The sequence below is a fragment of the Enterobacter sp. SECR19-1250 genome (assembly GCF_013391025.1).
Lineage (GTDB): Bacteria > Pseudomonadota > Gammaproteobacteria > Enterobacterales > Enterobacteriaceae > Enterobacter > Enterobacter cloacae.
Map to the genome: position 1 here is coordinate 20471 of NZ_JACASJ010000035.1, position 22484 is coordinate 42954.

Below are 22484 nucleotides of genomic sequence, written 5' to 3' on the forward strand. Positions count from 1 at the left end.
GCCGGGGTGAGGGCATCAGCGCGCACGCTTTCCAAGCGGCACCACCAGCGGTGTGCCCGCCACCGGGTCGTCAATAATCATGCAGCGCATGCCATAGATCCGCTCAATAAGCGCTGGCGTCACAATCTCCTTCGGCGCGCCCTGCGCCACAATTTCGCCGTCGCGCAGTGCAATTAAATGCGTGGCATAGCGGCAGGCCTGATTCAAATCATGCAGCACCGCCGCCAGGGTGTAACCCTGCGTGCGGTTGAGCTCGCTCAGCAACTCGAGCAGATCGATCTGATGGCTGATATCAAGCCAGGTCGTCGGTTCATCCAGCAGCATAATGGAGGTCTCCTGCGCCAGCACCATCGCGATCCACGCCCGTTGACGCTGCCCGCCGGAAAGCGTGTCCACGCTCTGCCGGGCAAGGTCCGTAATGCCCGTTGCCTGCATCGCGCGGTTCACCGCGTCTTCATCTTCCTTGCGCCAGCGGGTAAACAGCGGCTGGTGCGGATAGCGTCCGCGTGAGACCAGCTCCTGCACCGTGATGTCTCCCGGCGTGGTGGCGTTTTGCGCCAGCAGCCCGATGCGCCTGGCCACCTCTTTACTGGCAAAGCGCTGGATCTGCTCGCCGTCGAGGAATACGTGGCCTTCAACCGGCGTCATCAGGCGGCTGAGGGTGCGCAGCAGGGTCGACTTGCCGCAGCCGTTCGGGCCGATAATCGCCGTGAAATGGCCGTCAGGAATGTTGACGGTTAAGTCATGGGCAACGATTTTTTTGCCGTAACCGAGAGTAAGGCTTTCGCCGCGCAAGCGGGTGGTTGAATCGGTCATTTCTTGCGTGACTCCTGAACGAGCAAGACGATGAGGTAAATCCCGCCAAGGCTGACGGTGACAACGCCCACCGGAAGTTGATAAGGCATAAACAGCCGCTGGGCGCAGAGATCGGCGGCCAACAGTAACATTGAGCCGCACAGCGCCGCCTGGGTTAAGCCCCAGCGGACCGTACCGCTAAGACGACGCGCAATGTGAGGGGCAACAAGGGCGATAAAGGAGATGGGTCCGGCAATCGCGGTGGAGGCCGCGGTGAGCAACACGGCGACCAGCATCAGCATCAGACGCGAACGCTCAACGCCGACCCCCAGCGCACAGGCGCTGTCGTCACCCATTTCCAGCAGCCGCATACGCCGCACCAGCAGCAGCGCGGCGATAAACATCAGCAGAATCAATGGCGCGGCAGGCCAGACTTTGCCCCAGGTCAGGCCGTTGAGGGAACCGGCATACCACAGCCCGGCCGACAGCGCCGTTTCCAGCGAAGCCTGCAGCAGCAGCCAGGTATTGAACGCCATCAGCATGGCACGCACGCCGATACCGATAATGATCAGGCGGAAAGTGTCGATACCGTTGCGCCAGGCAAGCAGCCAGATCACCAGCGCGGTCAGTATCCCGCCGGTCATCGCCGTCACGGTGATGGCCGTCAGATGCTGACCAAACAGCACCATCGCGACCAGCACGCCGCTCCAGGCGCCGGTGTTGAGACCCATTACATCCGGGCTACCGAGCGGATTGCGCATCAGCGACTGGAAAATCGCGCCGCTGACGCCAAGCGCGGCACCCACCAGCATCGCCATTGCCACGCGCGGCAGTCGCCACTCCGTCACCACCATCGTGACAGCGCGCGGGGCGCTGCCGGTGAGCGCGTTAAACACCTGGGCCAGATCGAGCGTCACTGCGCCGCTGCACAGGCTTGCGATTGCCAGCATCAGAATGGCGATAACCAACAGCGAAACGCTGACGATCAAACGACGAGAGGGGGCCATCATGCGTCACCTCCGCGTTTACGTCGTACCAGGAAGATCAGGACCGGCGCGCCGATAAAGGCGCTGACCACCGAAACGCGCAGTTCGCCGGGAACCAGAAGACGCCCGACAACATCAGCGAACAAGAGCAGGGCCGGGGTTGCCAGCAGCGTCACCGGCAGCGACCAGCGGTGATCGGCCCCCACCAGCCAGCGCGACAGATGCGGCATCATCAGCCCGATAAAGGCAATCGGGCCGACCACTGCCGTCGCACTGCCGCACAGCACGGTGATGACCACTAATCCCGTCAATTGGCTTCGTGCCACGCGGTTGCCGAGCGCGGTGGCGGTGTCGCTGCCAAGGCTCAGGCTGTTCAGCGCCCGGCTTAAACCGAGTGCCACGGCGGCGGCAATCATCACCGGGATGACCACCACCTTAAGCGTCTCCAGCGTGCGGATATCCAGCGAACCGGCTTGCCAGAAGCGGAGCTGGTCGTAAACATCCGGGTTAAGCAGGGCGATGCCGTTAGATAACCCTTCCAGCACGGCGGCAAGCGCCACGCCCGCCAGCGTCAGACGTACCGGGCTAAGCTGCCCGCCGCCCTGGCTGCCGGTGAATGCGACAATCAGCGAGGCCGCCAGCGCGCCGCAAAAGGCCATTACCAGTTGTTCTGAGGGAGAGGTAAACCCGAACAGCGCCGCACCAAGCACAATGGCAAAGCTGGCACCGCTATTCACGCCAAGAATGCCGGGGTCAGCCAGCGGGTTGCGGGTGAGGGTTTGCATAAGTGCCCCCGCAAGCCCCAGTGCGCCACCGGCAAGTAATCCGGCCAGGGTACGGGGCAGGCGGGCATCCAGCACGATGGTGCAGTCGGCGCTCTGACAGGTACCGGAGAGCGCATCAACAATCACGGAGGCGGGCAGCGGTTTCGCACCAACCAGCAGACTGAGCGCCATCGCAAGGATTAACAGCAGCAATAACACGGGCACGGCAACGGCGCGCACCGCAGAAGAAGAGGAAAACGACATAGCAACATCCATGATTTGATAATGATAGTGATTATCGTTATCTATCTTATTTGGCTATGTTAGCATGTGCGCCCATGGAATGGGTAGAAATAGACTCAAGGTCTTGTCATGAATCAAAAATCCTGGCTGATTAACCTCAGCCTGCTGAAGACGCACCCGGCGTATCGCGCCGTGTTTATCGCGCGTTTTATCTCCATTTTGTCCCTCGGCCTGCTCGGCGTTGCCGTCCCGGTACAGATCCACACGTTGACGCACTCAAGCTGGCTGGTCGGGCTGTCGGTCACCTTAACCGGCGGGACGATGTTTATCGGTCTGATGATCGGCGGCGTGCTGGCCGACAGGTACGAACGCAAGAAGCTGATCCTGCTGGCGCGCGGCACCTGCGGGGTGGGGTTTGTCGGATTGTGCCTGAACGCAATGCTGCCAGAACCCTCCTTACTCGCCATTTACGCCCCTTGGGCTGTGGGATGGTTTCTTTGCTTCGTTAGGCGTGACGGCGCTGCTGGCCGCCACACCCGCGCTGGTAGGGCGTGAGAATTTGATGCAGGCGGGGGCAATTACCATGCTTACGGTCCGTCTTGGCTCGGTGATATCGCCGATGGTGGGCGGCCTGCTGCTGGCCACCGGTAACGTGGCGTGGAACTACGGCCTCGCGGCGGCGGGGACGTTTATCACCACCTTAACCTTGTTGCGTCTGCCGCTTCTGCCACCGCCACCGCAGCCGCGTGAGCATCCGCTGAAATCGCTGATGGCGGCGATCCGGTTTCTGTTCAGCAACCCGCTGATTGGTGGTATTGCGCTGCTCGGTGGTCTGCTGACGATGGCGAGCGCCGTACGCGTGCTGTATCCGGCGCTGGCGGGGGTGTGGCAGATGAGCGCCTCAGAGATTCGCGTGCTGTACGCCGCCATTCCGCTCGGCGCGGCGTGTGGTGCGCTAACCAGCGGCAGGCTGGCGCAGAGCGCGCGTCCAGGGTTGATTATGCTGTTGACGACACTGGCATCGTTTATCGCGATGGGGTTCTTCAGCCTGATGCCGGTCTGGGCGCTGGGTGTGCTGTGTCTGGTGCTCTTCGGCTGGCTGAGCGCCATCAGTTCTCTATTGCAGTACACCCTGATCCAGACCCAGACGCCGGAGGGGATGCTCGGGCGCATCAACGGCCTGTGGACCGCGCAAAACGTGACGGGCGATGCCATTGGCGCGGCGATCCTCGGTGGGCTGGGGGCCGTCATGACGCCGGTGGCTTCGGCGAGCACCAGCGGGTTTGCGTTAGCCGTTGTTGGTGGGATCCTGTTAATGGTATTAGCAGAATTGCGCCGGTTCAGGCAGGAGGTTGTATTGAACGACGGTGCGGCCTGATGCTCTCACCCCAGCCCTCTCCCACGGGGAGAGGGAGGGAAAATGCCTACTTAAACAATGCATTTAATCTCTCTAACACCAGCATCGCGCTGTAATAATCCAGGCGGAACGTCTCCGTTCCCAGTGCCCACACGCGTTTATTCTTCACCGCAGGCAGGTGAGCCAGCAGCGGGTTGGCGTAAATCGCCTCAACGTCTTTTTGATCGCCGGCAAACAGGAAAAGGCCTTCACCGTTCAGCCCGGTAGCCAGATTTTCACCGCCTAACTGGATGATGTCGTGACGTTTGCCCTGACTTTTTGGTGTGTGCAGCCCGGCAGGCAGTTCGGCCAGGGTAAAGCCTAACTGGTGCAACAGCTGGCCCTGGGCAGACTCCGCGGTCCACAGGTTAGCGCTGTGCGCGGCAGCAGTGTACACAATGGCGTTCACCGGTTGCGGCGGCAGCGTCATCTGCTGTTTCACCTGCGCGAGTTGTTTATCGAATGCTGCAATGCGTTCGGCGGCCTGTTTTTCCTGTCCGGTTATCGTGCCTAACTGCTTCAGCAGTTCCTGCCAGCTTTTGTCGTCGTAGTTGATGATGAGCGTCGGCGCGATGGCGGAGAGCTGATCGTACAACGCCAGGGCCGAATCTCCGCCGGTCGCGCTAATCAGAATCAGATCCGGCATCTGCGCCGCCACCGCTTCCGCACTCGGCTCGCCAATGTACAGGCGCGCCACGTTGCGCTGTTTCGCAATATCACCCCACTGACGTAAAAAGCCCTGCGCATCCGCCACGCGGTTATTGGGCGTGGTCGCCCCGCTGGCCACTACCGGAGCGTCAATCGCCAGCAATGAGCCGGTCAGGGTCACGCTGGTGGAGACAATGCGCGTGGGTTTGCTCTCCAGGGTATGCACGCCGCGGCTGTCGGTTACCTGACGCGGCCAGTCGGCGGCGATGGCTGAGGTTAGTCCTAAAACAAAACATCCCGTTAAAAGAAGGGCATTACGGCAAACGGCGGGGAATTTCACAACGCGGCATCCTGTTCTCTTTGAAGTTAATGCTTCTCATTTTCATGATTGCGGCGAGGGGATGCAAGCGATACTCGCACAAGATGTTCGCTCTGCGGTTGACACCGGCGCGATGTGGGATTAGGTTAGCCAACGAAAATATAAATGATAATCATTATTGCTTCTTTTATCATTTTATGGAGGATGATATGGATACGTCCCTGGCTGAGGAAGTTCAGCACACCGCGACCACGCTGCCATCAGACAGCTTTTTCTTTATGTCGCCTTACCGCAGTTTTACCACGTCAGGCTGTTTTTCCCGTTTCTCTGAACCCGCCGAGGGCGGTGATAACCCGTCGGGGGCCTTCCAGCAGAAACTGGCTCAGGCTTTCCGCAACGCGAAGGCCAGCGGCATTGCCCATCCCGTGATGGTGGGAGCCATCCCGTTCGATACCCGCAAGCCCTCATCCCTGTTTATTCCGCAGCACTGGCAGACCTTTTCACGCCCGGCGCGTCAGCAGTCCGCGCGCTATTTTTCTGCTTCCCAGGCGTTGAGCGTGGAAACCCGCACTGAGATCCCGCCGCAGCCCGTGTTTGAAGAGATGGTTGCCCGTGCGGCAGCGCTCACCGCCACGCCACAGGTGAACAAAGTGGTGCTGTCGAGGCTGATTGATATTGCGACGGATAAAAAGATTGATAGCGGCGCGCTGATGGAGCGACTGATCGCCCAGAATCCGGCCAGCTTCAACTTCCATGTGCCGCTGGAAGATGGCGGCGTGCTGCTGGGCGCGAGCCCGGAACTGCTGCTGCGTAAAGAGGGGACACACTTTAGCTCTCTGCCGCTGGCGGGCTCTGCGCGTCGTCAGCCGGATGACGTGCTGGATCGCGAGGCGGGTAATAAGCTGCTGGCCTCCGAGAAGGATCGCCACGAGCACGATCTGGTGACCCAGGCGATGAAAGCCATTCTGGCACCGCGCAGCCATCATCTCAGCATGCCAGCTTCCCCGCAGCTGATCACCACCCCAACGCTCTGGCATCTGGCGACGCCAGTGGAAGGGGAGGCCCGTGAAAATGAGAACGCCCTGACTCTGGCCTGTCTGCTGCACCCGACGCCTGCGCTGAGCGGTTTCCCGCATCAGGCGGCAAAAGAGCTGATTGCCGGGCTGGAGCCGTTCGACCGCGAACTGTTTGGCGGCATCGTTGGCTGGTGTGACAGCGAAGGCAACGGCGAGTGGGTGGTGACCATCCGCTGCGCACGTTTGCTTAAAAATCGCGTTCGCCTGTTTGCCGGTGCGGGCATTGTGCCAGCCTCCTCCCCGGTGGGCGAGTGGCGCGAAACCGGGGTGAAGCTCTCCACCATGCTCAACGTTTTTGGTTTGCACTGAGGAATCATCATGACCATCCCCTTTACCCGTTGGCCTGAGGAGTTTGCCCGGCGCTACCGTGAAAAAGGCTACTGGCAGGATCTGCCGCTGACCCACATTCTGACCGACCACGCGGAGAAAGATACCGTCGCCATTATTGACGGTGAACGTCACCTGACCTGGCGCGCGTTCAACCAGGCGGTGAATAACCTGGCCTCCGCCCTGCAGGGGCAAGGCGTGCGTCGTGGCGAGACCGCGCTGGTTCAGCTCGGCAACGTGGCTGAGTTTTACATCACCTTTTTCGCGCTTCTGCAGGTGGGTGTGGCCCCGGTGAACGCGCTCTTCAGCCACCAACGCAACGAGCTGAACGCCTACGCCGCACAGATCAAACCCGCGCTGCTGATTGCCGACCGCGAGCACGCCCTGTTTGCAGGCGATGATTTCCTGAACCGTTTTGTGGATGAACATCGCTCTGTGCGTGTTGTCCTGCTGCGTGGCGATAACGGCGCACATGCCCTGGAGGCGGCCATCGCCCACCCGGCGGCCCATTTCATCCCCAACCCCACGCCCGCCGACGAAGTGGCGTTCTTCCAGCTTTCAGGCGGCAGTACCGGCACGCCAAAGCTGATCCCGCGTACGCATAACGATTACGACTACAGCATTCGTCGCAGCAACGAAATTTGCGGCATTACCGCGGATACCCGCTATCTGAATGCGCTACCGGCGGCCCATAACTACGCCATGAGTTCCCCGGGTTCGTTAGGGGTATTCATGGCTGGTGGCTGCGTGGTGCTGGCGCACGATCCGAGCGCCACGATCTGCTTCCCGCTGATTGAACGCCATCAAATTAACGTCACCTCGCTGGTGCCCCCGGCGGTCAGCCTGTGGTTGCAGGCGATTGCCGACGGCGCGGGCAATGCGCAGCTTAAATCGCTGAAGCTGCTGCAGGTGGGGGGCGCACGCCTCTCCGCCACGCTTGCCGCGCGTATTCCGGCGGAAATTGGCTGCCAGCTACAGCAGGTGTTCGGCATGGCGGAAGGGCTGGTGAATTACACCGCTCTCGACGATACCCCGGAACGCATCATCCACACCCAGGGCCGTCCGATGTGCCCGGATGACGAAGTATGGGTGGCGGACGAGCAAGGCAACCCGCTGCCGCGTGGCGAAACAGGACGTCTGATGACCCGTGGGCCGTACACCTTCCGCGGCTATTTCAACAGCCCGGAACACAACGCCAGCGCCTTTGATGCCAACGGGTTTTACTGCTCCGGCGATCTGATTGCCATCGACGAGCAGGGGTACATCACCGTGCAGGGGCGCGAGAAAGATCAGATCAACCGCGGCGGGGAGAAGATCGCCGCTGAAGAGATCGAAAACCTGCTGCTGCGCCATGAGGCGGTGATCCACGCCGCGCTGGTGAGCATGGAGGACAGCCTGTTGGGCGAGAAAAGCTGCGCGTTTCTGGTGGTGAAACAGCCGCTGCGCGCGGTTGAGGTGCGTCGCTTCCTGCGCGAGCAGGGCGTTGCCGAATTCAAACTGCCGGATCGCGTGGAGAGCGTGGATGCGCTGCCGTTAACGCCGGTCGGCAAAGTCGATAAGAAACAGTTGCGCCTGTGGATCGCTGAACGCGCCCGGGCCTGAGGAACAGAGTATGGCTATTCCAAAATTAACCGCTTATGCGCTGCCAACTGCCGCAGAGTTGCCGACAAGTAAAGTGAACTGGGCGTTTGAGCCTGAACGTGCCGCGCTGCTGATCCACGATATGCAGGAGTATTTTCTGAACTTCTGGGGCGAAAACAGCGCGATGATGCAGCAGGTGGTGGCGAACATCGCCAGACTGCGCGCATACTGTAAAGCGCACAACATTCCGGTTTACTACACCGCCCAGCCGAAAGAGCAGAGCGACGAAGACCGCGCCCTGCTGAATGACATGTGGGGCCCGGGCCTGACCCGCTCCCCGGAGCAGCAGCGCATCGTCGCTGAACTGACCCCGGATGAAGCGGACACCGTGCTGGTGAAGTGGCGCTACAGCGCGTTTCATCGCTCGCCGCTGGAGCTGATGCTGAAAGAGACAGGCCGCAATCAGCTGCTGATCACCGGCGTGTATGCTCACATCGGCTGCATGACCACCGCCACCGATGCGTTTATGCGCGACATCAAACCCTTCTTTATTGCCGACGCGCTGGCAGATTTTACCCGCGAAGAGCATCTGATGTCGCTCAACTATGTGGCGGGGCGTTCCGGCCGCGTGGTGATGACCGATGACCTGTTGCCGTCGGTTCCGGCCTCAAAAGCGGCGCTGCGTGAGCTCATCCTGCCATTACTCGATGAAACCGACGAACCGATGGATGACGAAAACCTGATCGACTACGGCCTGGATTCGGTGCGCATGATGGCGCTCGCCGCACGCTGGCGTAAAGTCCACGGCGATATCGATTTCGTGATGCTGGCAAAAAATCCGACCCTCGACGCCTGGTGGGCGCTACTCTCCCGCGAGGTGCAGTAATGTTTTTTGATTTCACCGGCAAAGCCGTCTGGGTGACAGGGGCGGGTAAAGGGATTGGTTATGCGACGGCGCTGGCCTTTGCCGACGCGGGCGCGAAGGTGACCGGATTCGATCTGGCCTTCCCGCAGGGGAATTATCCATTTGCTACCCAAACGCTGGACGTATCTGACGCGGCGCAGGTGAGCGATGTCTGCGGGCGCTTGCTCGCCGTAGAGGAACGTCTGGATATACTGGTCAACGCCGCCGGCATTCTGCGCATGGGCGCCACGGACCAGCTTTCGCAGGAGGACTGGCAGCAGACGTTTGCGGTCAACGTTGGCGGGGCGTTTAACCTCTTTCAACAGACGATGGGCCAGTTCCGTTGTCAGCAGAGCGGGGCGATTGTCACCGTGGCGTCCGACGCGGCCCACACGCCGCGCATCGGGATGAGTGCCTATGGCGCCTCGAAAGCGGCGCTGAAAAGCCTGGCCCTCACCGTCGGGCTGGAGCTGGCGGGCAGCGGCGTGCGCTGTAATCTGGTGTCGCCGGGGTCAACGGATACCGATATGCAGCGCACCCTGTGGACCTGCGACGATGCGGAGCAGCAGCGCATTCGCGGTTTTGGCGAGCAGTTTAAGCTGGGGATCCCGCTGGGGAAAATTGCCCGTCCTCAGGAGATTGCCAGCACGATCCTGTTCCTGGCCTCCGATGCTGCCAGCCATATCACCCTGCAGGATATCGTGGTGGACGGCGGCTCCACGCTGGGGGCGTAATGATCTGGAAACGCCATTTATCGTTAGATGCGCTGAACGCCACCAGCCAGAACACGCTGGTGGCGCATCTTGGCATCGTTTATACCCGCCTTGGCGACGATACGCTGGAAGCGGAAATGCCGGTGGATGCGCGCACCCATCAGCCGTTTGGCCTGCTGCACGGTGGCGCGTCGGCGGCGCTGGCGGAAACGCTGGGCTCAATGGCCGGTTTTCTGATGACCCGCGACGGGCAGAACGTGGTGGGAACGGAGCTGAATGCTACCCATCATCGTGCGGTAGCGCAGGGGACCGTGCGCGGCGTGTGTCAGCCGCTGCATCTGGGTCGATCCAGCCAGAGTTGGGAGATTGTGGTGTTCGACGAGCAGGGACGGCGGTGCTGTACCTGCCGGTTGAGTACGATGGTGCTGGGGTAATGTTGTGCGGCCTGTTGCCCTCACCCTAACCCTCTCCCACAGGGAGAGGGGACGGTGTAGTACAAAATTAGAGCATTGAGACGACGCGTTTAAGTAACCGAATTCGCGGCGCAATGGACGCTTTGTCCAGCCACTCCGCCGGGCTGTGGAAGCCCGCGCCAATCGGCCCTAAGCCGTCAAGCGTGGGGATACCCAGCGCAGCGGTGTGGTTGGCATCGCTGCCGCCGCCGACCGCCTGCCAGGTAATGGCGATGCCTTCCGCTTTACCTGCCGCTTCAACCTGCTGCATCAGTGCCTGAGTCGCAACGCTTGCTGCCATCGCCGGTTTGTGATTGACCCGCGTCAGCGTCGTCGTCACGCCGTCTAAAAAGCCTTTTTCACATAAGGCTTCCAGCGCCTGATTCACCCGGTCGTACTCGTCGTTTTCCCAGAAGCGAACGTCGAGCTCGGCCACGGCGTTGTCCGCCACCACGTTTGCCGCGCTGCCGCCGCTGTGGTGCCGCGCGACCCGTCGCTCAGCGCATTCAGGGCAACGATGCAGTTTGCCAGCGCTGTGATTGCCGAACGGCCTTTCTCCGGGTCGTTACCCGCGTGTGCCGTCACGCCCTTGAAGGTGAGGTGATAGCCCGCCATACCTTTACGGGCTTTCACCAGAGAGCCATCAGCACGGGCAGCTTCGCACACCAGCACGCAGCGGGAGCGTTGTGCCAGTGCACCGATCCATTCGTGGGAGTATACCGAGCCCGTTTCTTCGTCCGGATTCATCGCGACCGCGATTGCCAGGCGATCTTTATCCGCAGGATCTAGCTCGCGCATTGCCCACAGAATATTGAGCAGTCCGCTTTTCATATCAGACACGCCGGGGCCGTAGAGACGCGTATCGTCCTCGCTCAACGGGCGTTCGGCCACGGTGCCGGGGGCAAAAACGGTATCAAGATGGCCGACCAGCAGCACGTCGAACTGCTCTGCCTGCGGCTTGTTGCTGACGAAGAGGCCCGGGCCAACTTTCTCGCCCAGGTTTACCTGCCCGGTATGCCAGCCTTCGCGTTGCCAGAGTGATTCTAAAATGCCAGCCACGGCGGCAACGCCCGCGATGGTCTGGGTGCCGCAGTCCACGTTCACCAGGCTTTTCAGCTCTTCAATGTAGCGATCCAGATTCATTTCCTTTTCCTTGTAAGCGGTAAGCGCGCGATCGCTCAGGGTCATTCTGGCGAGGTTGAGCGTAAAAAAAATGATACAAATCATCCCGTAAGGTTGAGCCAGGACGAAAAACGCAGAAGTGTGACCGATGACAGCGACGGGGTTGTTTCAGCCTGAAAGTGATCGACTTAACACTGTGGTGTAAATCTCTGGTTTGACCACGCATTATTGCGTTTCAAAGTTGTTAAATTTTACGCGTTGTTCTAGAAACAAAATGTAACATCTCACTGTTCCACAACAACGGACAACAACTATGAACAACTCAGGGAAATACCTTACATGGGCACTGCTTTCCGTTGTGGGAGCTTTTGCCCTGGGCTATATCGCCCTCAACCGGGGGGAACAGATCAATGCGCTCTGGATTGTCGTTGCCTCCGTCTGCATTTATCTGATCGCGTATCGTTTTTATGGTCGCTATATCGCCAAAACGGTGCTGGCGGTTGACGGCACGCGCATGACGCCCGCCGTTCGTCATAACGACGGGCTGGACTACGTTCCGACCGATAAGAAAGTGCTGTTCGGTCACCACTTTGCGGCGATTGCCGGGGCAGGCCCGCTGGTGGGGCCGGTGCTGGCGGCGCAGATGGGCTATCTGCCGGGGATGATCTGGATCCTTGCCGGCGTGGTGCTGGCGGGGGCCGTACAGGACTTTATGGTGCTGTTCGTCTCCACCCGTCGCGATGGCCGTTCGCTTGGCGAGCTGGTGAAAGAGGAGATGGGCGCGACGGCCGGGGTGATTGCGCTGGTGGCGACCTTTATGATCATGGTGATCATCCTTGCGGTGCTGGCGATGATTGTCGTGAAAGCACTGACCCACAGTCCGTGGGGGACTTACACCGTCGTGTTCACCATTCCGCTGGCCATTTTTATGGGGATCTACATTCGCTACCTGCGTCCGGGACGCATTGGTGAGGTGTCGGTGATTGGTCTGGTGCTGCTGGTGTTCGCCATTATCTCCGGCGGCTGGGTGGCAGAGAGCCCAACCTGGGCACCGTTCTTCGACTTTACCGGCGTACAGCTGACCTGGATGCTGGTGGGGTACGGGTTTGTGGCGGCAGTGCTGCCGGTGTGGCTGCTGCTGGCCCCGCGTGATTACCTCTCTACGTTCCTGAAAATTGGCACCATCGTCGGGCTGGCTATTGGTATTTTGATCATGCGTCCGACGCTGACCATGCCAGCGTTAACCAAATTCGTTGACGGTACGGGCCCGGTCTGGACCGGTAACCTGTTCCCGTTCCTGTTTATCACCATCGCCTGTGGTGCGGTGTCTGGCTTCCACGCGCTGATTGCCTCCGGGACCACGCCGAAGATGCTGGCGAATGAAAATCAGGCCTGCCTGATTGGCTACGGCGGCATGCTGATGGAGTCCTTCGTGGCGATCATGGCGCTGGTCTCTGCCTGCATTATCGACCCGGGCGTCTACTTCGCGATGAACAGCCCGATGGCGGTTCTGGCTCCGGCGGGCACCGCCGACGTGGTGGCATCCGCAGCACAGGTGGTAAGCGGCTGGGGCTTTGCCATTACCCCGGATACGTTATCGAGTATCGCCAGTGAAGTGGGTGAGCAGTCGATTATCTCCCGCGCGGGTGGCGCGCCTACGCTGGCGGTGGGCATGGCCTACATCCTTCACGGTGCGCTGGGCGGGCTGATGGATGTCTCGTTCTGGTATCACTTCGCCATTCTCTTTGAAGCGCTGTTTATTCTGACGGCGGTGGATGCGGGGACGCGCGCAGCGCGCTTTATGCTGCAGGATCTGCTGGGTGTGATCTCCACGAACCTGAAGCGTACCGATTCGCTCCCGGCGAACCTGCTGGCAACGGCCTTGTGCGTGCTGGCGTGGGGGTACTTCCTGCATCAGGGCGTGGTGGATCCGCTTGGCGGCATTAACACGCTGTGGCCGCTGTTCGGTATCGCTAACCAGATGCTGGCAGGGATGGCGCTGATGCTGTGTGCGGTGGTGCTGTTCAAGATGAAGCGCCAGCGTTATGCCTGGGTGGCGCTGCTGCCTACTTCCTGGCTGCTGATTTGTACCCTGACGGCGGGCTGGCAGAAAGCCTTCAGCCCGGACAATAAAGTGGGCTTCCTGGCGATTGCCAATAAGTTCCAGGCGATGATCGACAGCGGTAAAATCCCGGCGCAGTATACGGAATCACAGCTGTCGCAGCTGGTGTTTAACAACCGTCTGGATGCCGGGCTGACCATCTTCTTTATGGTGGTGGTCGTGGTACTGGCGTTGTATTCTCTCAAAACCGCGCTGGCGGCGTTGAAAGTCGACAAGCCAACGGCAAAAGAGACGCCTTACGAGCCAATGCCTGAAAACCTGGAAGAGATTGTCACCCAGGCCAAAGGGGCGCATTAACCTGTGTGCCGGGTGGCGCTAGCGCTTACCCGGCCTACATTTCTTATCCTCCCTCTCCCTTTGGGAGAGGGGCCAGGGTGAGGGAAACAAACGAGAAATGACTTATGTTCGACACCCTTTCCAAAGCAGGTAAATACCTGGGCCAGGCCGCCAAAATGATGATTGGCGTGCCGGACTACGACAACTATGTCGAGCATATGCGCGTCAACCATCCAGACCAGACGCCAATGACCTACGACGAATTTTTCCGCGATCGTCAGGACGCCCGTTACGGCGGCAAGGGCGGAGCGAAGTGCTGTTAACCCTCTTTCGGTAAATAGAGGCTGATCTGCTCCTGTTTACAGCCGTAGATCGCCGCCAGCTTTTCACGGGTGCGCTTTTGCGGACGGGAGTGACGATGCTGTAAGCGCCAACGCGTACTTTAAAAACGCCTCTGCCGGGCGACAGAGGCTTGCAGAAAATGTGCGATCAGGCGTTCAAACCGCCGTCCACATCCAGCCCCGTACCGGAGATCTGTCCGGCGGCCGGGCTGGCGAGGAAGGTGACCGCCGCCGCGATATCTTCCGGTTGTCCGTAATGACCGACGGCAATCATCTGACGCTGGGCTTCTGCCTGTTCGCCGTCCTCCGGGTTCATATCGCTGTTGGTCGGGCCGGGATGCACCAGGTTCACGGTAATACCGCGGGGCCCCAGATCCCGCGCCAGACCGCGCGTGAAGGAGTTAAGCGCGGATTTGGTCATGGAGTAGACGGAGATACCCGGCATCGCCACGCGGTTTGCCAGACAGCTACCGATATTGATAATGCGTCCGCCGTCAGACATGTGTACCAGCGCTTCCTGCGTGGCGATCACCACGCCGCGAATGTTGACGTTAATCAGGGCATCGATATCCGCCAGCGTCATGGACTCCAGCGGGCCGCCGCGGGCGATACCGGCGTTATTGACCAGAATGTCCAGCCCGCCGAGGGTGCGCGCCGCATGGGTGACCGCGTCCTGAATAGCCTCTGCACTGGCGCTGTCGGCCTGAACCGCCTCACTGTGCCGCCCCAGCGCGCTTATCTCATCGACCACGGCCTGGGCTTTATCGACTGACTTTTCATACGTGATAACCACATCGGCACCGGCGCGTGCCAGCGACAGCGCGATAGCACGGCCCAATCCCCGGCTGGCGCCGGTGACCAGCGCTTTCTTACCTGTTAAATCGATCTGCATGATGACCTCGTTGCGAGAGTGGTGAGAATCATCATTAGGTATAGTCGCTCGGCGCGTTTAACGGCTGAAGGATTCCACTTTCTCGAACGCCGCGCGCAGAACGTCAGGTGTGAGCGCCACGGGCAAATAGTGAATCGACTCCACCGGGCGCAGGGTGTGATTGATGACCTTGTCCAGTTCGTCACGGTTGTTGATATCCACCTCCAGCTCGCGAAGCCGGGTCGGCAGGTTAAAGCGCTGATACGGGGTGACAAGCTGCGCCAGCACGTCGTCCTGACCGAGCAGGGCGCTTTGCACCAGAATGCCGTAGGCCACTTTGGTGCCGTGCAGGTATTTTTCCGTCTGCGGCAGGACGGTTAAGCCGTTATGCACCGCATGTGCCGCCGCCACGCGTGTATAACGTTCGCCGAGCCCACCGACCATGCCGCCACCGGCAATAATGGCATCCACCACATCTCTGAATGCCTGCGTTGCTTCGCCGCGCTGCTGGTCAGCCAGCGCATCCTCGCTGCGTTCCAGCAGCACGTCGCGGATAGCCAGCGCGCCGTTAATCCCCAGACGTACGGTCAGCGGCAGGTGTTCAGGCTGCGGTGCGAGTACAACCGCTTCATACCACTTCGCCAGGGTATCGCCGATACCAGCCAGCAGGTATTCCGCCGGGGCGTTAAGGATGATTTGCGGCTCCACCAGCACCAGGAAGTTGGCATCGTCGAAAATTTCAAACTGCAGCGCCTGCCCGGCATCGTTGTACCAGACGGAGAGCGGCGTCCATGCCGCACAGGTAGCGGCGATGGTCGGGATACCCACGAACGGAACGCCCAAACGACGCGCCACGGCTTTGACCGTATCCATCACCGCTCCGCCGCCAACACCAATCACCACGGCCGCCTCGCTGCCGGATTCATTCACCAGATGGGTGACGTCACGCTCGCTGCAGTGGCCTTTGAACAACAGGTGTTTTGCGCCGGGGGCCGCAAAGCTCTCCGGCAGGTAGGGACGTGCGCCTTCAAGCGCGCGTTCGCCGTAGATCCACACCGCGCGGGAAAGCTGCTCCGGGGTGAAGAAGTCATGCAGATGCGCAAGGCTTCCGGGATGAGAAAAGTAGTTCGCCGGGCCGGGAACGACGCGGATATCGGTGTTGCTCATGGTGTTGTCCTTTTTTAGCAAGCGCTAACCCGATGTTATGTCTGGACATCCGGATGGCTAATAATATTTGGCTTTATCTTATGCCTTTTCTGTCGTTGTCAGTCAACCGGAGCTGTGAAAAATTCAATAAATCAAACTATTAATGAGGATCCTACGCGGATGGTTTCCAGTCGCCTTGAGATGCGCGGTATCAGCCTGGCCTTTTCCGGCTTTCAGGCGCTGTCGCGCGTGGACTTTACCCTGAACGGCGGATCGGTGCATGCATTGACCGGGGCTAACGGCGCGGGGAAATCGACGCTGATGGCGGTGCTGTGCGGAACGCACGATCGCTATGAGGGGGAGATCTGCATTAATAACCAGCCGGTGACGATCCGCGAACCGCTCGATGCCAAACGGCTGGGGATCCACCTTGTGCAGCAGGAAGTGGACGTGGCGCTGGTTCCGGGGCTGAGCATCGCTGAAAACATCATGCTCGACCAACTGGCGCAGCCGGGACATCGCTACCGCTGGCGTGCTATTCGTCAACAGGCGAAGCAGGCGCTGGCGCAGCTCGACGTTACGCTGGACGTTCGCCGTTCCATCGACAGCTGTTCATTGGCTGAAAAACAGCAGATCCTGCTGGCGCGGGCGCTGTCGCATCACTGCCGTTTTTTGATCCTCGATGAACCTACCGCACCGCTGGATGCCCACGACAGTGAACGCCTGTTCGCGGTGGTGCGGCGTTTAAAGCAGCAGGGCATTGGCGTGGTATTTATCTCGCACCGCATTCATGAGCTAAAAGCCATCTGTGACACCTTAACGGTGCTGCGCGATGGCAAGCTGATTGAGACCGGCCCGATGGCGGATCTCAGCGGCGAAGCGATCGTCGAGAAGATGCTCGGCCACGAACTGAGCGATATCTACCCGCCAGCACGTCCTGTGCATCGCGACGAGACGCTGCTGCGGGTTGAGGGGCTGCACGACGACGCGTTGCTGAAAGATATCTCCCTGCATCTGCGTAAAGGCGAAATCCTGGGCATTGCCGGGCTGGCGGGCGCAGGCAAAACTGAACTCTGCAAGGCGCTGTTTGGTGCCAGCAAAAGCCGGGTGGAGCGTGGCGAGCTCAATCATCAGCCCTGGAAACCGCGCGATCCGGCCGATTCCGTGCTGCGCGGGCTGGCGCTGGTACCGGAGGAGCGACGCAAGGAGGGGATTTTCATCGACGAGCCGGTGAGCATGAACCTGGCCGTGACGGCAGATAACAGCTTTTCGCGCTGGAGTCTCTTTGGTCATCGTCAGGCGTGGCGCTGGGCGGAAGAGGTGATAGCCCGCGTTGGCGTGCGTACGCGCGGGCCGGGGCAGGTTTTACGTCGGCTTTCTGGCGGTAACCAGCAGAAGGTTGCTATTGGCAAATGGCTGCGCAATGACGCCAGCGTGCTGATATTTGACGAGCCGACCAAGGGCGTTGACGTCAAAGCGAAGACCGATCTGTTTCAACTGATCGACGGTCTGGCCCGCGAGGGCAAAGGGGTGATTTACGCTTCGGGCGAATTTGCCGAACTGGTAGGGCTGTGCGACCGCATCTGCGTGCTCTGGGACGGACGCATCGTGGCGGAAATCCCCGGGGCCGAGGCGCGGGAAGAGACACTACTTTATTATTCAACCGGAGGAACGGCGTCGTGAGCAAAGCCCTTTCAGTGACCGCGGCGGCGTCTGGCCGTCAACAGATTTTCGATTTTCTCTACCGGTGGGGCATGTTGCTCACCGTGGTGGCGCTGGTGGTGATTTTTGGCCTGGCGTCGGACAGCTTCCTCGATCCGAACAACATCATCAACATTCTGCGCTCGATCGCCATCGTGACGGTGATCGCCATCGGCGTATCGATTTCACTCACGGTGGGCGGGTTTGATCTCTCCGTCGGCTCAACGGCGTCGCTGGCGAATGCGCTGGTGATCTCGCTCTTCGTCTGGCACGGCTTCGGCACCACCGAATCGATTGTGATCACCCTTGCGCTCTGCACGCTGGTCGGCCTGTTTAACGCCTTTCTGATCGTCATTCTGCGCATCCCGGACATGCTCGCGACGCTTGCCAGCCTGTTCGTGATACAGGGCGTGGCGATGACCTACAGCTACGGCGGGTCGATTACCGAGAACATGGTGCTGCCGAGAGGTGATATGGCGGAAGGAACCATTCCGGCGGCGTTCAGCCTGCTGGGGCAGGTGCCGACCATCGTCATCATCATGCTGGCGGTGACCCTACTGGCACAGCTGGGATTGTCACTGACCACCCACGGCCGGCGCATGTACGCCATCGGCGGTAACCCGGAGGCGGCGCGCCTTTCAGGCATTCGCACCACGCGTTACAAGGTCGCGGCCTACGTGCTTGCCTCGCTGCTGGCCGGACTGGGCGGGATTTTGCTGGCCTCGCGCATTGGGTCGTCGCAGGTGAATGCGGGCGGCGGGTATCTGATGGACGCGGTGGCGGCAGCGTGGATCGGCTTTTCGCTGGCCGGTTCCGGCAAGCCGAACGCGCTGGGAACGCTGGTGGGGGCGGTCATTCTGGGCGTGCTGTCGAACGGGCTGGTGATGCTCTCCGTACCGTATTACGCCATGGACATTATAAAAGGGCTGGTGCTTGCCGTGGCGCTGGCGATTACTTACATACAAAAACGCTGACAACACAACGGGATAAAAAATGAAAAAGATTGCACTCTCTTTGGTGGCTCTTGGGTTACTCACCTCTCTGCCGGGCTTTGCGGCCACGCCTGCACCGGTTCCGGCGGCCATTGCCAACCACGACGGCCCCATTCGCATTGCGGTGATCCGCAACCTTGGCTCGGATGACAACACCACGCAGTTTGTCGCCGGGGCGATTCAGGAAGGGAAAAAACTTGGCTTTAAGGTCAGCACCTTTTTAAGCAACGGTGACGACGCAAAATTCCAGGACTTTGTGAATCAGGCGATCAGCCAGAAATATGACGGGATTATTCTCTCTCAGGGGCGTGATCCGTATGCGACCGCGCTGGTGAAGAAGGCGGTGGATGCCGGGATTAAGGTTTCGGTGTTTGATACCGCCGTCAACGGCGAGATCCCAGGCGTGACGGTCACCCAGCAGGACGATGCCTCCCTGACGAATCTCTCCTTCGGCCAACTGGCGAAAGATTTCAACGGCAAGGCCAATATCGTCAAGCTGTGGGTCGCCGGTTTCCCGCCGATGGAGCGTCGTCAGGCGGCGTATAAGGAACTGCAGAAACAGTACCCGAATATCAAAGAGCTGGAGTCTATTGGCGCGGTGTCGTCGGACGTGCAGGGCGATACCGCCAACAAGGTCGGGGCAATTCTGGCGAAATACCCGAAAGGTAAAATCGACGCTATCTGGGGCACCTGGGACGCCTTCAGCCAGGGGGCGTATAAAGCCCTGAAGGAGAATGGCCGCACTGAAATCAAGCTCTACAGCATCGACATCTCCAACCAGGATTTACAGCTGATGCGCGAGCCGGGAAGCCCGTGGGCAGTGAGCGTGGCGGTGGATCCAAAGCTGATTGGGGCAACTAACGTGCGTCTGATCGCTAACAAGATTGCCGGAGAGCCGACGCCTGCGACCTATGATTTTAAAGCAGCGGCGATCCCGCAGGCGCTGCTGAGCGCCCAGCCGGGTGCGGTGAACGTGGCGTCGCTGGGGAAAATCATTCCGGGCTGGGGACAGACCGAAGACTTTATTGCGCCGTGGTTTGCGACGCTGGAAGCGAAGTCAAAATAGTGCCCGGTGGCGCTTCGCTTACCGGGCCTACGGTGTGGTAGGCCGGGTAAGGCGCTGCAGCCACCCGGCGAAAGGAGCTAAAGGTGACAACATTACCCACCCCTGAATACAGCCGCAATATGCGGCTGATTGGCCATAGCGACAGTAATAATGCCGATGTCAGTCTTTACCACCACTTAGTTTGCCGTTTAACCAGATTGGTGTGATTACTGATGCAGTGAAGACCTTCCCGCATCCTGACTCACACAGCGATCGACCTTTTGTGTCCTGCCCTGGACCCGTCGGTTGCCGGAAGCGCCTTCATGCGAGGCATCTCCTCACCGATGCGCGTGACTCAAGAAGGGCCTGACGTCTTGTCTCGTTACTGTCCTGTCCGGGTTATCTGTCTGGAGATTCAACTCTGTTTCCTCACAGGAGCTCTGTCATGGTTGATAAAGTTACCGAAGCTGCCGTTGTGGGTGGCGTGGATACACATAAAGATTTGCACGTTGCCGCTGTCGTAGATCAGAACAATAAAGTCCTTGGGACTCAGTATTTCTCCACAACACGACAAGGTTACCGGCAGATGCTGGCATGGATGACCTCGTTTGGGACATTAAAGCGAATTGGTGTTGAGTGCACAGGTACCTATGGTTCCGGTTTGCTTCGTTATTTTCAGAACGCCGGGTTAGAAGTTCTTGAGGTGACTGCTCCAGACCGGATGGAGCGACGCAAACGGGGTAAAAGTGACACAATTGATGCTGAATGTGCCGCTCATGCAGCATTCTCAGGCATCAGGACAGTTACTCCCAAAACGCGTGATGGCATGATTGAGTCCCTGCGGGTATTAAAAACTTGCCGAAAAACAGCAATATCAGCCCGCAGAGTCGCTCTCCAGATTATCCATTCAAATATTATCTCTGCCCCGGATGAATTACGTGAACAGCTCAGAAATATGACGCGCATGCAGCTCATCAGGACCCTGGGTTCCTGGAGACCTGATGCCAGTGAATACCGCAATGTAACCAACGTTTATCGCATTTCATTAAAGTCCCTTGCCCGACGCTATCTCGAGTTACATGACGAAATCGCTGATCTGGATGTCATGATTGCGGCAATTGTCGACGAGTTGGCACCTGAGCTGATTAAACGTAATGCTATCGGATACGAAAGCGCTTCACAGTTGCTGATCACTGCCGGAGACAATCCTCAACGGTTAAGATCAGAATCAGGATTTGCGGCACTGTGTGGTGTCAGCCCGGTCCCCGTTTCTTCTGGAAAAACGAACCGTTACCGACTTAATCGTGGTGGAGATCGTGCTGCAAATAGTGCACTTCACATCATCGCCATCGGACGCTTACGAACTGACGCAAAAACAAAGGAATATGTCGCCAGGCGTGTAGCCGAAGGACATACAAAAATGGAAGCGATACGCTGTCTAAAGCGATATATCTCCCGCGAAGTTTACACGTTACTGCGCAATCAAAACAGGCGGATCAACAGTATCCCGATAACAGCTTGACTCTTAGAAGGGCGTCCAGGGCGGTCGCCCGGACGGCGTGCAACTGATGGTGCACCGCGGTTATGCGTATATTGGTCATATGGTGTCGCAGGGCTTTTCGATTGTTGACGTGCGCGACCCGAAAAACCCGAAAGCGGCGGGTTATGTACCTGCGCCGCCCGGCACCTGGAATGTGCATTTGCAGGCACACGACGATTTACTGCTGGTGATTAACGCCCGGGATCTGTTTGCCGATGCCCGCTTCGCCGATGAAAAGGTCTACTACACCCGTCAGGTGGGGGAGACCGTCAGCGACGTGCAGGACAAAGGCTGGAGCGCCGGGCTGCGCGTATTTGATATCTCCACGCCGGACAGGCCGCGTGAAATCGGCTTTCTGTCGTTAAATGGCATTGGTATCCACCGCATCTGGTACGTCGGCGGTCGCTGGGCCTATGTGTCGGCGCTGATCGACGGCTTTACCGACTATATCTTCCTGACCATCGACCTGGCCGATCCGCGTAAGCCCGAAGTGGCGGGGCGCTGGTGGCTGCCGGGGATGAACCAGGCCGCAGGTGAACGGCCAGAGTGGCCGGAAGGCAAACGCTACGCGCTGCATCATGCCATTATTGCCGGGGATACGGCATACGGCAGCTGGCGTGACGGTGGTTTAACGCTGCTGGATGTCAAAGATCGCACTCAGCCGAAGCTGATTAGCCACCGCAACTGGAGCCCGCCGTTTGGTGGCGGGACGCATACCGCGCTGCCGCTGCCGGACCGCGATCTGCTGGTGGTGCTCGACGAAGCGGTGCTCGACAACCAGGAGGACGGCGAGAAGTTCATCTGGCTGTTTGATATCCGCGAGCCGTCGAACCCGGTAAGTATCTCCACCTTCCCGCAGCCGGATGAAAGAGACTACGTGGCGAAAGGCGCGCATTTCGGCCCGCATAATCTGCACGAGAACCGGCCGGGAAGCTTTGTCAGCTCCACGCTGATCTTCGCCACCTTTCAGAATGCAGGGGTGCGTGCGTATGACATTTCGAATCCCTACCGCCCGGTGGAAACGGGGGCGCTGGTACCTGCTGCACCCGAAAGGATGATGGATACACGCGGCTTTGTTGAATAAATCAGATTTCGGGTAAGTCTCCCCCGTAGCGGGTTGTGTT

19 protein-coding genes and 3 pseudogenes are annotated in these 22484 nt (G+C 59.5%); 13 read left to right on the forward strand and 9 right to left on the reverse strand.

The window, feature by feature from the left end; genetic code table 11:
- Positions 1-15: 15 nt before the first annotated feature.
- The 3 genes from fepC to fepD are packed head-to-tail and all read right to left on the reverse strand — an operon-like array spanning position 16 to position 2809.
- Complete coding sequence (gene fepC, locus HX884_RS11245; RefSeq protein ID WP_020684607.1) at positions 16-816, reverse strand: iron-enterobactin ABC transporter ATP-binding protein; 801 nt, start codon at positions 814-816, stop codon at positions 16-18.
- Complete coding sequence (fepG, locus tag HX884_RS11250) at positions 813-1805, reverse strand: iron-enterobactin ABC transporter permease (protein ID WP_178328165.1); 993 nt, start codon at positions 1803-1805, stop codon at positions 813-815. The genes fepC and fepG overlap by 4 nt, the downstream gene beginning before the upstream one ends.
- Positions 1802-2809, reverse strand: coding sequence for a Fe(3+)-siderophore ABC transporter permease (gene fepD / locus HX884_RS11255; RefSeq protein WP_178328166.1), 1008 nt, complete (start codon positions 2807-2809; stop codon positions 1802-1804). The genes fepG and fepD overlap by 4 nt, the downstream gene beginning before the upstream one ends.
- A gap of 108 nt (positions 2810-2917) precedes the next feature.
- Between fepD and entS the strand changes: the two are divergent.
- A pseudogene (entS, locus tag HX884_RS11260) lies at positions 2918-4166 on the forward strand (enterobactin transporter EntS).
- A gap of 46 nt (positions 4167-4212) precedes the next feature.
- Here entS and fepB read toward each other — a convergent pair.
- On the reverse strand, positions 4213-5172 hold the full coding sequence (gene fepB, locus HX884_RS11265) for a Fe2+-enterobactin ABC transporter substrate-binding protein (protein WP_178328167.1): 960 nt from the start codon (positions 5170-5172) through the stop codon (positions 4213-4215).
- 188 nt (positions 5173-5360) lie between these two features.
- Between fepB and entC the strand changes: the two genes are divergently transcribed.
- Genes entC through entH form a run of 5 tightly spaced genes read left to right on the forward strand, consistent with a single transcriptional unit; the run spans position 5361 to position 10186 of the window.
- Positions 5361-6536 (forward strand): isochorismate synthase EntC, encoded by a 1176-nt coding sequence (gene entC, locus HX884_RS11270; RefSeq protein WP_029883761.1) that lies wholly within the window; start codon positions 5361-5363, stop codon positions 6534-6536.
- 9 nt (positions 6537-6545) lie between these two features.
- Positions 6546-8156, forward strand: a complete 1611-nt coding sequence (gene entE / locus HX884_RS11275) for a (2,3-dihydroxybenzoyl)adenylate synthase EntE (protein WP_095427322.1) — start codon at positions 6546-6548, stop codon at positions 8154-8156.
- A 10-nt stretch (positions 8157-8166) separates the two neighbouring features.
- Positions 8167-9021: an isochorismatase gene (locus tag HX884_RS11280; RefSeq protein WP_020684613.1), complete on the forward strand. Its 855-nt coding sequence runs from the start codon at positions 8167-8169 to the stop codon at positions 9019-9021.
- A complete protein-coding gene (gene entA, locus HX884_RS11285; protein WP_178328168.1) occupies positions 9021-9773 on the forward strand; it encodes a 2,3-dihydro-2,3-dihydroxybenzoate dehydrogenase EntA in 753 nt (250 codons plus the stop codon). The genes HX884_RS11280 and entA overlap by 1 nt, the downstream gene beginning before the upstream one ends.
- Positions 9773-10186, forward strand: coding sequence for a proofreading thioesterase EntH (entH, locus tag HX884_RS11290; RefSeq protein WP_020684615.1), 414 nt, complete (start codon positions 9773-9775; stop codon positions 10184-10186). Before entA ends, entH begins: the two co-directional genes overlap by 1 nt.
- A 67-nt stretch (positions 10187-10253) precedes the next feature.
- On the opposite strand, the gene HX884_RS27630 is transcribed toward entH, so the two are convergent.
- Positions 10254-10592, reverse strand: a complete 339-nt coding sequence (locus tag HX884_RS27630) for a M20/M25/M40 family metallo-hydrolase (protein ID WP_375138600.1) — start codon at positions 10590-10592, stop codon at positions 10254-10256.
- Positions 10593-10613: 21 nt separating this feature from the next.
- A pseudogene (locus tag HX884_RS27635) lies at positions 10614-11431 on the reverse strand (M20/M25/M40 family metallo-hydrolase); the annotation flags it as partial.
- Between the two features lie 208 nt (positions 11432-11639).
- Between HX884_RS27635 and cstA the strand changes: the two are divergent.
- Positions 11640-13745, forward strand: coding sequence for a pyruvate/proton symporter CstA (gene cstA / locus HX884_RS11300; RefSeq protein ID WP_178328169.1), 2106 nt, complete (start codon positions 11640-11642; stop codon positions 13743-13745).
- A gap of 104 nt (positions 13746-13849) precedes the next feature.
- Positions 13850-14047: a YbdD/YjiX family protein gene (locus HX884_RS11305; RefSeq protein ID WP_013097627.1), complete on the forward strand. Its 198-nt coding sequence runs from the start codon at positions 13850-13852 to the stop codon at positions 14045-14047.
- On the opposite strand, the pseudogene HX884_RS11310 reads toward HX884_RS11305, so the two are convergent.
- The 3 genes and pseudogenes from HX884_RS11310 to HX884_RS11320 form a co-directional block, all read right to left on the reverse strand.
- Positions 14044-14142: pseudogene (locus tag HX884_RS11310) on the reverse strand (transcriptional regulator); the annotation flags it as partial. The gene HX884_RS11305 and the pseudogene HX884_RS11310 overlap by 4 nt on opposite strands.
- A gap of 71 nt (positions 14143-14213) precedes the next feature.
- The gene (locus HX884_RS11315) at positions 14214-14957 is read right to left on the reverse strand and encodes an SDR family NAD(P)-dependent oxidoreductase (protein WP_013097624.1); all 744 of its coding nucleotides are present in this window, start codon (positions 14955-14957) and stop codon (positions 14214-14216) included.
- Between the two features lie 57 nt (positions 14958-15014).
- A complete protein-coding gene (locus tag HX884_RS11320) occupies positions 15015-16103 on the reverse strand; it encodes an oxidoreductase (RefSeq protein WP_178328170.1) in 1089 nt (362 codons plus the stop codon).
- A gap of 159 nt (positions 16104-16262) precedes the next feature.
- On the opposite strand from HX884_RS11320, the gene HX884_RS11325 reads away from it, so the two are divergent.
- From HX884_RS11325 to HX884_RS11345, 5 genes are all read left to right on the forward strand, one after another.
- Positions 16263-17765: a sugar ABC transporter ATP-binding protein gene (locus tag HX884_RS11325; RefSeq protein WP_178328171.1), complete on the forward strand. Its 1503-nt coding sequence runs from the start codon at positions 16263-16265 to the stop codon at positions 17763-17765.
- Positions 17762-18757 (forward strand): ABC transporter permease, encoded by a 996-nt coding sequence (locus HX884_RS11330; RefSeq protein WP_178328172.1) that lies wholly within the window; start codon positions 17762-17764, stop codon positions 18755-18757. Before HX884_RS11325 ends, HX884_RS11330 begins: the two co-directional genes overlap by 4 nt.
- 19 nt (positions 18758-18776) lie before the next feature.
- Positions 18777-19841, forward strand: a complete 1065-nt coding sequence (locus HX884_RS11335; protein ID WP_178328173.1) for a sugar ABC transporter substrate-binding protein — start codon at positions 18777-18779, stop codon at positions 19839-19841.
- Positions 19842-20265: 424 nt separating this feature from the next.
- Complete coding sequence (locus HX884_RS11340; protein ID WP_000227969.1) at positions 20266-21342, forward strand: IS110 family transposase; 1077 nt, start codon at positions 20266-20268, stop codon at positions 21340-21342.
- 46 nt (positions 21343-21388) lie between these two features.
- Positions 21389-22444: an LVIVD repeat-containing protein gene (locus HX884_RS11345; RefSeq protein WP_249166330.1), complete on the forward strand. Its 1056-nt coding sequence runs from the start codon at positions 21389-21391 to the stop codon at positions 22442-22444.
- Positions 22445-22484: the final 40 nt, after the last annotated feature.

Bases quoted from the DNA above. Each gene is read 5' to 3' on its own strand.
- fepC (WP_020684607.1), bottom strand. From the start codon at position 816: ATGACCGATTCAACCACCCGCTTGCGCGGCGAAAGCCTTACTCTCGGT.
- fepG (WP_178328165.1), bottom strand. From the start codon at position 1,805: ATGATGGCCCCCTCTCGTCGTTTGATCGTCAGCGTTTCGCTGTTGGTT.
- fepD (WP_178328166.1), bottom strand. From the start codon at position 2,809: ATGTCGTTTTCCTCTTCTTCTGCGGTGCGCGCCGTTGCCGTGCCCGTG.
- entC (WP_029883761.1), top strand. From the start codon at position 5,361: ATGGATACGTCCCTGGCTGAGGAAGTTCAGCACACCGCGACCACGCTG.
- entE (WP_095427322.1), top strand. From the start codon at position 6,546: ATGACCATCCCCTTTACCCGTTGGCCTGAGGAGTTTGCCCGGCGCTAC.
- HX884_RS11280 (WP_020684613.1), top strand. From the start codon at position 8,167: ATGGCTATTCCAAAATTAACCGCTTATGCGCTGCCAACTGCCGCAGAG.
- entA (WP_178328168.1), top strand. From the start codon at position 9,021: ATGTTTTTTGATTTCACCGGCAAAGCCGTCTGGGTGACAGGGGCGGGT.
- entH (WP_020684615.1), top strand. From the start codon at position 9,773: ATGATCTGGAAACGCCATTTATCGTTAGATGCGCTGAACGCCACCAGC.
- cstA (WP_178328169.1), top strand. From the start codon at position 11,640: ATGAACAACTCAGGGAAATACCTTACATGGGCACTGCTTTCCGTTGTG.
- HX884_RS11305 (WP_013097627.1), top strand. From the start codon at position 13,850: ATGTTCGACACCCTTTCCAAAGCAGGTAAATACCTGGGCCAGGCCGCC.
- HX884_RS11315 (WP_013097624.1), bottom strand. From the start codon at position 14,957: ATGCAGATCGATTTAACAGGTAAGAAAGCGCTGGTCACCGGCGCCAGC.
- HX884_RS11320 (WP_178328170.1), bottom strand. From the start codon at position 16,103: ATGAGCAACACCGATATCCGCGTCGTTCCCGGCCCGGCGAACTACTTT.
- HX884_RS11325 (WP_178328171.1), top strand. From the start codon at position 16,263: ATGGTTTCCAGTCGCCTTGAGATGCGCGGTATCAGCCTGGCCTTTTCC.
- HX884_RS11335 (WP_178328173.1), top strand. From the start codon at position 18,777: ATGAAAAAGATTGCACTCTCTTTGGTGGCTCTTGGGTTACTCACCTCT.
- HX884_RS11340 (WP_000227969.1), top strand. From the start codon at position 20,266: ATGGTTGATAAAGTTACCGAAGCTGCCGTTGTGGGTGGCGTGGATACA.
- HX884_RS11345 (WP_249166330.1), top strand. From the start codon at position 21,389: ATGGTGCACCGCGGTTATGCGTATATTGGTCATATGGTGTCGCAGGGC.